Source organism: Sedimentitalea sp., assembly GCF_039973035.1.
In the GTDB taxonomy this organism is placed as follows: Bacteria; Pseudomonadota; Alphaproteobacteria; order Rhodobacterales; family Rhodobacteraceae; genus Sedimentitalea.
On record NZ_JBDWLR010000094.1, the window covers coordinates 269,410 to 280,776 of the forward strand.

Annotated in this window: 12 protein-coding genes; 11 read left to right on the forward strand and 1 reads right to left on the reverse strand. The window is 57.0% G+C overall.

What is annotated here, in order from left to right:
* Positions 1-67 precede the first annotated feature (67 nt).
* From ABJO75_RS26255 to ABJO75_RS26285, 7 genes are all read left to right on the forward strand, one after another.
* Positions 68-748 (forward strand): DUF2270 domain-containing protein, encoded by a 681-nt coding sequence (locus tag ABJO75_RS26255; RefSeq protein ID WP_348125700.1) that lies wholly within the window; start codon positions 68-70, stop codon positions 746-748.
* 59 nt (positions 749-807) lie between these two features.
* Positions 808-2,379 (forward strand): glutamine-hydrolyzing GMP synthase, encoded by a 1,572-nt coding sequence (gene guaA, locus ABJO75_RS26260; RefSeq protein ID WP_348125445.1) that lies wholly within the window; start codon positions 808-810, stop codon positions 2,377-2,379.
* Positions 2,370-3,209, forward strand: coding sequence for a hypothetical protein (locus ABJO75_RS26265; RefSeq protein WP_348125447.1), 840 nt, complete (start codon positions 2,370-2,372; stop codon positions 3,207-3,209). Before guaA ends, ABJO75_RS26265 begins: the two co-directional genes overlap by 10 nt.
* Before the next feature lie 320 nt (positions 3,210-3,529).
* Positions 3,530-4,375, forward strand: coding sequence for an FkbM family methyltransferase (locus ABJO75_RS26270; RefSeq protein ID WP_348125449.1), 846 nt, complete (start codon positions 3,530-3,532; stop codon positions 4,373-4,375).
* A 100-nt stretch (positions 4,376-4,475) separates the two neighbouring features.
* Entirely contained in the window at positions 4,476-5,366 is an 891-nt protein-coding gene (locus ABJO75_RS26275; RefSeq protein WP_348125451.1) for a DMT family transporter, read from the forward strand.
* 18 nt (positions 5,367-5,384) lie between these two features.
* Positions 5,385-6,287: a DMT family transporter gene (locus ABJO75_RS26280; protein ID WP_348125453.1), complete on the forward strand. Its 903-nt coding sequence runs from the start codon at positions 5,385-5,387 to the stop codon at positions 6,285-6,287.
* Between the two features lie 45 nt (positions 6,288-6,332).
* Complete coding sequence (locus tag ABJO75_RS26285) at positions 6,333-7,193, forward strand: ATPase (protein ID WP_348125454.1); 861 nt, start codon at positions 6,333-6,335, stop codon at positions 7,191-7,193.
* Here the strand turns inward: ABJO75_RS26285 and ABJO75_RS26290 are convergent.
* Positions 7,190-7,765, reverse strand: a complete 576-nt coding sequence (locus tag ABJO75_RS26290) for a hypothetical protein (RefSeq protein WP_348125456.1) — start codon at positions 7,763-7,765, stop codon at positions 7,190-7,192. The genes ABJO75_RS26285 and ABJO75_RS26290 overlap by 4 nt on opposite strands.
* A gap of 165 nt (positions 7,766-7,930) precedes the next feature.
* On the opposite strand from ABJO75_RS26290, the gene metA reads away from it, so the two are divergent.
* The 4 genes from metA to ABJO75_RS26310 are packed head-to-tail and all read left to right on the forward strand — an operon-like array spanning position 7,931 to position 11,360.
* The gene (gene metA, locus ABJO75_RS26295) at positions 7,931-8,869 is read left to right on the forward strand and encodes a homoserine O-succinyltransferase (protein WP_348125457.1); all 939 of its coding nucleotides are present in this window, start codon (positions 7,931-7,933) and stop codon (positions 8,867-8,869) included.
* A gap of 8 nt (positions 8,870-8,877) precedes the next feature.
* Entirely contained in the window at positions 8,878-9,831 is a 954-nt protein-coding gene (locus tag ABJO75_RS26300) for an alpha/beta hydrolase (protein WP_348125459.1), read from the forward strand.
* Between the two features lie 49 nt (positions 9,832-9,880).
* Positions 9,881-10,750, forward strand: coding sequence for a polyphosphate kinase 2 (ppk2, locus tag ABJO75_RS26305; RefSeq protein WP_348125461.1), 870 nt, complete (start codon positions 9,881-9,883; stop codon positions 10,748-10,750).
* Positions 10,743-11,360: a TetR/AcrR family transcriptional regulator gene (locus ABJO75_RS26310; RefSeq protein ID WP_348125463.1), complete on the forward strand. Its 618-nt coding sequence runs from the start codon at positions 10,743-10,745 to the stop codon at positions 11,358-11,360. Before ppk2 ends, ABJO75_RS26310 begins: the two co-directional genes overlap by 8 nt.
* Positions 11,361-11,367: the final 7 nt, after the last annotated feature.

Consider the following 11,367-nt stretch of genomic DNA (forward strand, 5'->3'; position numbering starts at 1 on the left):
TGGCGAATACTTTGACCCGCGCAAGTCGCCGGGGCATTATGATCGCCAGCCATGGGAGGGCGGCGCAATTTTAGAAACAGAATCAGAACGCAAAACCCTGAACGCTGCCGAGATTGGCGCGGTCGCGCATCTCTACCGGGGCGAGGTCTATCGCAGCACAATCTGGCGGACCCGGCTCGACACAACCACCAACTGGGCGGTTGTGACACTCGGCGTGGCGTTGTCGATCTCTTTTGCCTCACCCGAAGCTTCGCCTCTGCCGTTGGTTCTGGTGGGTGTTCTGATCATTCTCTTCCTGATGCTCGAAGCGCGTCGCTATCGTTATTTCAGCGTCTGGCGCGCCCGTGCCCGGTGGCTGGAGACCCATTTCTACGCACCGCTGCTCTATGACGGCGACCTGCATATGGAGGATCATTGGCAACAAATTCTGGCGCGGGACTACATGCATCCCCGCTATCATGTCGGGCTATTGATCGCGGTTGGTCGGCGGATCCGCCGAAACTATCTATGGATTCTGCTGATCCAGTCTATCGCCTTTGCCGGTAAGCTCGCCGTACATCCCACCCCGGTCACCTCGCTGGATCAGGCGCTCAGCCGCGCAGATGTCGGCCCCTTGCCCGGTATCGTCGTTGTCGGGGTTGGCATACTCTACATTCTGACTTGGTCGGCCATCGCGTTCTGGAGCTATCGGGTCGATACCAACCGCGCCGCACAACGCGGCAAGCAAAGCTCGGATTCGATGGGCTAACCCCACCTCTTGCTGCCATCCCTCTTGCCACGATGCCCGCGTCGCCCTAAAGGCTGCACATGACCCAGACCAGCCATGACCGCCTCCTCATCATCGACTTCGGCAGCCAGGTGACGCAGCTTATTGCCCGCCGCCTGCGAGAGCTGAACGTCTATTGCGAAATCCACCCCTATCAGAACGTCTCCGACGCGTTTCTGACCGAGTTTGACCCAAAAGCCGTGATTCTCTCCGGCGGGCCGGATTCGGTGATGCGCGAGGGAAGCCCACGCCCCCCCCAAACCGTTTACAAACTCGGCGTCCCGATTCTGGGCATCTGTTATGGCCAACAGGTCATGATGCACGATCTTGGTGGCAAGGTTGAAGCCGGCGAAAATGCCACCGCCGAATTTGGTCGCGCCTATGTCACGCCGTCGGACAAACGCAGCGAGTTTCTAAACGGTTGGTTCATGGATGGCTCCGGCCGTGAACAGGTCTGGATGAGCCATGGCGATCATGTCTCTGAAATCGCCCCCGGTTTCGAAGTCTGCGGGACTTCGCCCGGCGCGCCCTTTGCGATCACGGCCGATCTGGACCGGAATTTCTATGCGGTGCAATTTCACCCCGAAGTTCACCACACGCCCAACGGCAAGACGCTTTACGAGAACTTCGTTCGCGCTGCTGGTTTCACCGGCGACTGGACGATGGGCGCCTATCGCGAAGAGATGATCCGCAAGATCCGCGAGCAAGTCGGTGACAAAAAAGTCATCTGCGCCCTTTCCGGAGGTGTCGATAGTTCTGTCGCGGCGGTCCTGATTCACGAGGCCATCGGCGATCAGCTAACCTGCGTCTTTGTCGATCACGGGTTGTTGCGGATGAACGAGGCGCAGGAAGTCGTGTCGATGTTCCGCGAGCACTACAATCTGCAACTGATCCACGCGGATGAAAGCGAATTGTTTCTCGGAGAGCTTGACGGCGTCAGTGACCCGGAAACCAAGCGCAAGATCATCGGCAAGCTGTTTATCGACGTGTTCCAGAAATACGCTGACACCATCGAGGGTGCGGAATTCCTCGCCCAAGGAACATTGTATCCGGATGTCATCGAATCGGTGTCGTTCTCGGGTGGACCGTCGGTCACCATCAAGAGCCACCACAACGTCGGCGGGTTGCCGGAAAAGATGGGTCTCAAGCTGGTCGAACCCCTGCGCGAACTCTTCAAGGATGAAGTGCGTATATTGGGTCATGAGCTTGGCCTGCCTGCCAGCTTCATCGGACGGCACCCCTTCCCCGGCCCTGGCCTTGCCATTCGCTGCCCCGGTGAAATCACCCGAGAAAAACTGGAAATCCTGCGCAAAGCCGATGCCGTCTATATCGACCAGATCCGCAAGCACGGCCTTTATGACGACATCTGGCAGGCCTTTGTCGCGATCCTGCCTGTGCGCACGGTCGGCGTCATGGGCGACGGGCGCACCTATGATTATGCCTGCGCCCTACGTGCGGTAAATTCGGTAGATGGAATGACAGCGGACTATTACCCGTTCAGCCATGATTTCCTTGGTGAAACCGCCACCCGGATCATTAACGAGGTCAAGGGTATCAACCGCGTGACCTATGATGTGACCAGCAAGCCCCCGGGCACGATTGAATGGGAGTAAAGAAGAAATCGCGCGACCCTGCCACGCCACCTGACTCGTTTGTTTATTTGGGCCGCAATGACGGCCTGGGAAACAGACTGGAAGAGATCATTGTTCTCAGTGCCTTGGCCACCAAATACGGGTGCGACGTCACATATCTCTTCCATAACGTCGGTGCACGAGAAGATCGCAGCTACGAGATCCTGTTTGATCTACAAAATCCGCGCGTCACGTTGAAAGTCGCGGGGAGCAGTTCAATAAAGCTCTTCAATATCCGTCGTCGGTTCGACCTGAAGAACTGCCTCACCGTGAAAGATCTGGCCTCGCTTCGCTGCATGGTTAGTTCAAATGACGTCAGAGCAAGCGCGCGCAAGATCACGCCAAAATTCAACTTTGAGAGCTTTCCGGATCAATCCATCGCCGGCTTTCACATTCGGGCAAGTGATCGGATCGACCCGAATGCAGGACCACATTTTCTAAAGTCGCGCTCCGAACTGACCGAAAATATCGGCAAGTGCCTAGCTTACCTGAAAAGTATCCAAGACATGAGTGTCATGTTTTTTTCAGACGAACCTCAGCTTGTCTTCGACACTCAAGAGTCTTTTACCAAGATAGAACATCGCCCTAGCGTTAATTCAGCCATCGGTGATCTGGTCCCAGACGAATATCGCGACCTCTTCGCATTATCGCGCTGCAGCCTCATCCTTCTTGCAGGTGCTCCAAGTTCATTCTGTCTTGTTGCGGCCATGATCGGTGGCGTACCTGTCGCACATGGCTATCTGCCGGACGATTTCAGAGATCGTTACCCGGCCGACTACATTAGCGTTGACGCTCCGTCTGACTCGTTGTGAGAGTACAGTTAGTAGGCTCTTAACGACTTGAGCCATCACTGCAGAAACATTTCGGCAAGGCTGTCACCTACGCATGATATCAAGAAACAATGATATGAGGGTTTTGTGGCAGCTTTGGACCCAAACAGAGTATCGGCGACCTGAGCGCTTTGGGTTGAATCAATTTATGAAAGTATCTCCAACGGCGCGCGAGCGCGCCAAAATTGACCTTGCGTTGGTTCCGCCAAATTTCATCGAGTGGAATTGCGAATCATGATCTCCACGCGCCCGGTATTACCCCAACAAGATCAACACCTGTGTGACAATTGGAATGACGTTTTATGAGCTGGCTGTCCAACTACCTGACCCAAAAATATATTGAACGCTACAGCCGACCGGAATTGCAGCGGAAGAACCGAAAAAACATCCTTCGTGCGCTCAGGGCCTATGGATATGAAAACGACCCAGATACGACCGATGCCGCCGAAAATTTTCTATTTGAACATGTCCTCAAACAGTTCGATCCGAAAACCATGCTTGATGTCGGTGCGAATGTCGGAACCTACAGCCGCAAGTTTCTAAAGTCCTTTCCTAATGAAAAAGTCTATGCATTTGAGCCACTTGGCACGACTTTTGCAACGCTAAGCCAATTGTCACTGGAATACGGAGATCGCTTTACGCCAGTTAACGTTGGCGTTGGCAGTCAACTGGGAAAGCTCAAACTTCACTATGAAGAGAGCGCATCATCGCATGCCTCGTTCGCGGCAGAAGCGAGCGAAGTGCCCTACGTCAAAAACACCCAAACGGACCTGATTGACGTCATTACTCTCGACATTTTCGCCAACGAGAGACTTGGCAGTGAGACCGTCGATTTCATCAAGATCGACACCGAAGGATTTGAGTTCGAGGTCCTGGCTGGCGCCCAAGACCTGATCGCTCGGCACAAGCCCGTTGGCGTCCATATGGAATTTAACTGGCATCACATGTTCCGTGGCCATTCACTGCAAATGCTCGCGGCATCCATCCCGGGGTATGAGGTTTTCCAATTGGTACCCGGAGGGTTGGCGCGACGAGATCCCAAGGACCCTCTTTCAAATATTTTCATGTTCTCGAACTTTGTGTTTCTGCGCGCCGATCTGATATCGGACCTTGAGCGCAAAGGCGGAAACCCGTGGCTGCAACTTTGACATTTTGAAATTTGTGACCGACACCGATCGGGAGAAAGGTTAGTGGAGGTTTCATGAGATACAACTGCTCGCGCCGCAGGCCCATACATCTGGCCCATCTGTGAGCGAACAACCCGCCCAAACCTTAAAGGCCGCCCTCTGGATGACCGGGGCGATTGCTTCGTTCTCGTCGATGGCAGTGGCAGGTCGCGAGGTCAGCTTTGCGCTCGATACGTTCGAAATCATGATGTACCGCAGCGCCATTGGCGTGGTGATCGTGGTCGCGATCCTGTCCCTGACGGGCAAAATGGGCCAAATCTCGCGCCAGCGGATCGGTCTGCATTTTCTGCGCAATCTCGTTCATTTCAGCGGCCAGAACCTCTGGTTCTATGCGATCACACTCATCCCGCTGGCGCAGGTCTTTGCGCTCGAATTCACGTCGCCTCTGTGGATCATCATCCTGTCGCCGCTGGTGCTTGGCGAACGGCTTACACCGATGCGTGTCTTTGCGGCGGCGATGGGTTTTGTGGGCATTCTCATCATCGCACGGCCAAGCCCCGAGACCATCAATGTCGGCATCATGGCTGCGGCGGCCGCGGCAATCTTCTTTGCCTTCACAGGGATGTTCACCAAGCGGCTGACTCGCACCGACAGCGTTGGCTGCATCATGTTCTGGCTGACAGTGATGCAATTGGGCTTTGGCCTGCTGGCCGCCGGATTTGATGGCGATATCGCCCTGCCCGACATGCAGACTGCGCCGTGGCTGATCGTCATCGCACTTGGCGGATTGCTCGCGCATTTCTGCATCACCAACGCACTGGCCATCGCGCCCGCAACCGTGGTCATGCCAATCGACTTTGCCCGGCTGCCCACCATCGCGGTGGTCGGCATGCTCCTCTATAACGAAGCGCTGGATGTCTGGGTGTTTGTCGGGGCGGCGGTGATCTTTGCGGCCAACTATCTCAACATACTTTCGGAAACCCGCAAGATCCGGGTCGCCGTGGGCAATTAAACTCAGCCATATGGCCGCATGACAGATCAAAAAACCATATCCCCTCGGGCTTGGGCCGAACTCTCGCTGCTGGGTCTTTTTTGGGGCGGCTCCTTTCTGGCGATCCGCGTCGCACTTGACGAAGTTCCGGTGGTCACTGCCGTGTTGCACCGGACCGGATGGGCGATGCTTGTCTTGTGGATTGTGGTTCTGGCCTCGCGATTGCCGATCCCGCGCGAACCGCGCGTCTGGGGCGCATTTCTGATCATGGGATTGCTGAACAACGTGATCCCGTTTGGTCTGATGAGCTGGGGGCAACTCTATATCGAAACTGGCCTGACCTCGATCCTGAACGCGGCCACCGCGATCTTTGGCGTGCTTGTGGCGGCCCTCGTCTTTGCCGACGAGCGCCTGACGTTGCGCAAGGTCATCGGGGTCGGTCTGGGCTTTCTGGGAGTTGCCACGGCCATAGGCCTGACGAACCTCGCGACCTTTGATCTGCGCAGCACCGCGCAGCTTGCGGTTCTCGCGGGTACGGTCAGCTATGCCCTTGCGAGTGCCTGGGCACGGGCGCGTCTTGGCCATCTGGCACCGCAAGTCGCCGCCGCCGGAATGCTGACCGGTTCGACCCTGATCCTGCTGCCCGGCGCCTTGATCCTTGACGGACCTGTCGCCTTTGATTTGCAACCGGTCACATGGGCCGCCATCGCCTATTATGCACTGATCGCCACGGCCGGGGCCTACCTGCTATATTACCGGGTGCTTACGATGGCCGGCAGCGGCAATCTCATGCTGGTTACGCTGCTGATTCCGCCGGTGGCCATCATTCTCGGGGCGCTTGTCCTTGGCGAAGAGCTTCACCCCCGTGCATATGCCGGCTTTGCCTTACTGGCCCTGGGTTTGCTGATCCTGAACGGAACGATTGGAAAACGGCGCAATTGACCCCGCCCGCGCCGCTGAGTAGCTAGGCGAAAAGGGGACGGGTTCATGATCTATAAAACAGCGCAGGATTGGCGCGCGGCACCGACAAAGCGCATTCTGTTCTTCGGCATGTCCGGCCTCGGCAAGACCCACATCAGCCAGATGCTCCGCGATGCCGGCGGTTGGTTTCACTACAGCATCGATTATCGCATCGGCACCCGTTACATGGGCGAATACATCGCTGATAACGCCAAGGCCGAGGCGATGAAGGTCCCATTCCTGCGCGACCTCCTGCTGTCTGACTCAATTTATATCGGATCAAACATCAGTTTTGCCAACCTGACGCCGGTATCCGCCTATCTCGGAAAGCCCGGCAATCCCGATAAGGGCGGGCTCAGCATGGAAGAGTACCGCCGCCGTCAGGAACAGTTCCGGCAAGCGGAAATTCATGCGCTTCTGGATACGGAGTATTTCATCGACCGCGCCCAACGACTGTATGGATATTCCAATTTTATCTGCGACACTGGCGGATCGATCTGCGAATGGGTCAATGCAGATGATCCCGATGATCCGATCCTGTCCGAATTGTCACAGCATACATTGATGGTCTGGATCAAAGGCGACGAAGCGCACACTCAGGATCTGATCCGCCGCTTCGACAAGGCCCCCAAACCGATGTCCTATCAGCCAGAATTTCTCTCGCGAATGTGGGACACATATCTGAGCGATAACAATTGCCTGGAAGATGATGTTGATCCAGACGCCTTTATCCGCTGGACCTATGCGCAGGCCCTGGCACACCGCCAGCCCCGGTACGAGGCGATGGCGCGATGGGGCGTAACAGTAACGGCAGACCAAATCGCATCGGTGCAGGATGCACAGGGTTTTGACACCCTGATCGCCAACGCAGTTGCCGAACGATCCTAGCCTCGGCAGGCCGCAATCGCGCCTCGCATGGCCGCAGTGGCGCCCTGCAGGTTTACATTCATGACATGACGTCCCTGCATGTCGCTGATCCAGGCAGTTTGGCCATAAGATAGCGCGTTCAGAAACTGACCGCCCGGTATGACGTTCATGGTCAATTCCCCGCGCGTGCGGTCAAACGGAACCGTAAAGTTCTGTGCGCCGATACGAAACCGCAACAGGCCCGGCGGACCGTGATGACGAAACAGCATGACATAGCTCTGCCCTTGACGATCACACATGTAATAAAACCCCGGACCGCCTTCCTGCGCCACATCCACACCGGCAAATCGCGTGATTCCGTCTGCGGCAACACCGCTCTTCCAACGGGACGCAGTGGCTGGCGCGGTGTACTGAGGTGCTGGTTGCGTGACACAGAGTCTTTCGACGCATTGATGATAACGCGGGCTTTGGGCGCCGGGGGAATCCGCCAGACACCGCCAGATGCATCGCTGCAAATCCATCGGGTCCCCGGATTGCGCCTGTGCTGTTTGCGCTCCAAGGCAAGCCAACAGCGCCAGCCAGAAAACTCTCATCGCTCGTTCCGATCCATACAGCACACTCTCCATCTGTCTTTATAGAACTAGCAGCGGCTTCTTTGGCTGTCTTCCCCTGACAACGACCCTGCTCTGCCAAGCCCCCTTGGCAGCACATCAACACCGTACTATCTAACCCGTTCACTTTCCCTGAAAGCAGAGCCAATGCCCATCAAGATACCCGCCGACCTTCCTGCCTATGACGTACTGACCCAAGAAGGCGTCATGGTCATGTCCGAGGATCAGGCGGCGCGCCAGGACATCCGGCCATTGCACATCGGGCTCTTGAATCTGATGCCGAAAAAGATTCAGACCGAGACCCAGTTCGCCCGTCTGATCGGAGCGACACCGCTGCAGATCGAATTCAGCCTGATCCGCATGTCCGAGCATCAGACCAAGACCACTGCCGCCGATCATATGGAGAGTTTCTATCGCCCGTTTTCAGAACTGCGCGACAAGAAATTCGACGGGCTGATCATCACCGGCGCACCGATCGAACATCTGGAATTCGATCAGGTGACCTATTGGGATGAAATTTCCGAAATCTTTGAGTGGACCCAGACCAACGTGCATTCCACTCTTGGTGTGTGCTGGGGCGGTATGGCGATGATCAACCACTTTCATGGCGTCAAGAAACACATGCTGCACCACAAGGCGTTCGGCTGTTTCGGGCACAACAATCTTGCCCCGGCCTCGCCCTATCTGCGCGGGTTTTCAGACCTTTGCGTGATCCCGGTGTCGCGCTGGACCGAGATGCGGCAGGATGAAATTGACGCCGCGACTGGGCTGAAGACGTTGTTGGGCAGCGACGAGGTCGGCCCCTGTCTGGTCGAGGATCGAGGGCATCGTGCGCTCTATATCTTTAACCATTTCGAATATGACAGCGATACCCTGAAACAGGAATATGACCGCGACGTGGCCGAGGGCACCGCGATCAATGTGCCGATCAATTATTATCCCGGTGACGATCCATCAAAGGCTCCGCAGAACCGTTGGCGCAGCCACGCGCATCTGCTCTATGGCAACTGGATCAACGAGGTGTACGAGACCACGCCTTTCGATATTGAAAAGATTGGACTGGAAACGACCGATCTGCGCGCTTGATTAGGGGTATGGCTTTAAAGGCAATCATCCTGATCCTCGTGGCACTGGCCCTGTTCTGGGCCTTTGTTCTGTTGCGTGCCCATCGCCAAGAGGCGCGGGCCGAAAGCCGGTTTCCCCCGCAAGGGCAGATCATCCGTGTCGGGGAAACCGATGCTCACGCCGTGGTGATGGGCAACGGCCCCGATGTGGTCCTGATCCATGGTGCCAGCGGCAGCACGCGCGACATGGTGTTTTCTCTCGCGCCACGTCTGGCCGAGGATTACCGCGTCTACGTCATTGATCGCCCCGGACTGGGGTACACCGACAGACTGAACACAACCGGAGCCACCCTGCGCCAACAGGCTGACCTGCTCAGCCAAGCCGCACGGCAACTCGGTGCCAAGGCGCCGATCGTGGTGGGCCACAGCTATGGCGGCGCGGTGGCTCTGGCCTGGGCGGCGTACCATCCTGATCGCCTCGCAGCCCTGGTTCCGATTGCAGCGCCGTCCAACCCATGGACCACACCGCTGGACCCGCTTTATCGCGTGACTTCTTCCTGGTGGGGCAGCCGGATCGTCGTGCCGATAATCACCGCTTTTGTGAGCGAGGAGCGCGTCAACAGGGCCATCGCAGCGGTTTTTGAGCCTCAAAATCCGCCCGATGGCTATGCGGATCAAATCGGCGCCAGCCTGACCCTGCGCCGCGTGTCCATGCGCGCCAATGCCGATCAGCGCGCCAATCTGCTGGACGAAATCAAAGCGCAGGTCGACGATTACGCGCAGATCGCAGTGCCCACGGAAATCGTCCACGGCACGGCGGATGATACGGTTGGCCTGTCCATTCATTCTGAAAAACTCGTTCACCAGATACCGGGCGCTGTTCTGACGCGCCTTGAGGGGATCGGCCACATGCCGCAGCACACGTCCGAGGATGAGATTGTCGCCGCAATCGACCGCGCCGCGATGCGTGCGGGTTTGCGTTAAGCCCCTTAACATCCCATATTGCTGAAAAGACAGACAAAAGGACTTGTCGATGGAACTGCCATTTGACGGCGCGATCAGTGCCTACTTCAAGAACGACGCTCCCGAAGAGATCCGAAACGCCATCAAGCGTGCGGACAAGGGCGATATCCTGTCTCCCAGCTATCCGCACAGCGAACGGCTCGCCCGCAAGGTCTATGAAAAGGAGCTGCGCGCACTGCAGATCGAGCTGGTAAAGATGCAGGCTTGGGTGAAATCAAGCGGCCAGCGTCTTGTCATTGTCTTTGAAGGCCGCGATGCCTCGGGCAAGGGTGGCACCATCAAGCGGTTCCGCGAAAATCTTAACCCGCGCGGGGCCAAAGTGATCGCACTGTCCAAACCCTCGGACGCAGAACAAAGCCAGTGGTATTTCCAGCGCTATATCGATCACCTGCCTTCGGCCGGTGAAATCACCTTTTTTGATCGCAGCTGGTACAATCGCGCCGTTGTTGAAAAGGTCCACGGCTTTTGCACTGACGATGAACGCGAACGGTTTTTTCACCAGGTCACGCCGTTTGAACAGGCGCTGGTCGATGACGGTATTCTGCTCTTCAAGTTCTGGATCAACGTTGGCCGTGCTGAACAATTGCGCCGGTTCCTGTCGCGGGAATCGGATCCGCTGAAGCAATGGAAGCTGAGCCCGATTGATGTCGAGGGTCTGCAAAAATGGGACGCCTATTCCGATGCGATCAGCGAAACTCTGAGCCGCACACACAACAAGATAACGCCTTGGACCATCATCCGCTCAGACGACAAACGCCGTGCCCGCCTGAATGCGATCCGCAAGGTGCTGGATGCCGTCGATTACAAGCGCAAGAGCAGCAAGGCCCTGGGCCGTATCGACGACAAAATTTGCGGTGGGCCGGACATCTGGGATGTCTAAACGCGGGTACCATCACGGCAACCTGCGCCAGGCCCTGATCGACGCCGCATTGGAGTTGATCGAGGTCAAGGGACCGACCGGTTTCACCTTGTCAGAGGCCGCGAAACAGGCGGGTGTCACCCCGGCTGCCGTCTACCGTCACTTTGAAGGGCGCGAGGATCTGATCGCCGAGGCTGCACGCCAAGGGTTCGAGATGTTCGCCGACCTCATGCAATACGCCTATGAGTCGGGCCAGCCCTCGGCACTGGCCGCATTTGAGGCCACGGGCCGCGCCTATCTGGCCTTTGCCCGAAAGCATCCGGGTCACTATATCTCAATGTTTGAAAGCGGGATTTCCGTGAACCGAACCCCTGAACTGGCAGCCGCCTCGGCGCGTGCCCGCGATGTACTGGAACGCGCCGCCGCGGATCTGTCAGAACACATCCCACCGGAAAAGCGCCCGCCCGCATCCATGTTTAGCGCCCATATCTGGGCGCTCAGCCACGGGGTTGTCGAACTTTATGCCCGTGCCACGCCGGGCAACCGCTCGCCCTTTCCGCCCGAAGAACTGCTGGAATCCGGTATCGGGATTTACCTGCGGGGCCTCGGCTTGATTGAACCGGATAGCTAAAGAACCG

Bases quoted from the DNA above. Each gene is read 5' to 3' on its own strand.
- guaA (WP_348125445.1), top strand. From the start codon at position 808: ATGACCCAGACCAGCCATGACCGCCTCCTCATCATCGACTTCGGCAGC.
- ABJO75_RS26285 (WP_348125454.1), top strand. From the start codon at position 6,333: ATGATCTATAAAACAGCGCAGGATTGGCGCGCGGCACCGACAAAGCGC.
- ABJO75_RS26280 (WP_348125453.1), top strand. From the start codon at position 5,385: ATGACAGATCAAAAAACCATATCCCCTCGGGCTTGGGCCGAACTCTCG.
- metA (WP_348125457.1), top strand. From the start codon at position 7,931: ATGCCCATCAAGATACCCGCCGACCTTCCTGCCTATGACGTACTGACC.
- ABJO75_RS26310 (WP_348125463.1), top strand. From the start codon at position 10,743: ATGTCTAAACGCGGGTACCATCACGGCAACCTGCGCCAGGCCCTGATC.
- ppk2 (WP_348125461.1), top strand. From the start codon at position 9,881: ATGGAACTGCCATTTGACGGCGCGATCAGTGCCTACTTCAAGAACGAC.
- ABJO75_RS26300 (WP_348125459.1), top strand. From the start codon at position 8,878: ATGGCTTTAAAGGCAATCATCCTGATCCTCGTGGCACTGGCCCTGTTC.
- ABJO75_RS26265 (WP_348125447.1), top strand. From the start codon at position 2,370: ATGGGAGTAAAGAAGAAATCGCGCGACCCTGCCACGCCACCTGACTCG.
- ABJO75_RS26290 (WP_348125456.1), bottom strand. From the start codon at position 7,765: ATGAGAGTTTTCTGGCTGGCGCTGTTGGCTTGCCTTGGAGCGCAAACA.
- ABJO75_RS26270 (WP_348125449.1), top strand. From the start codon at position 3,530: ATGAGCTGGCTGTCCAACTACCTGACCCAAAAATATATTGAACGCTAC.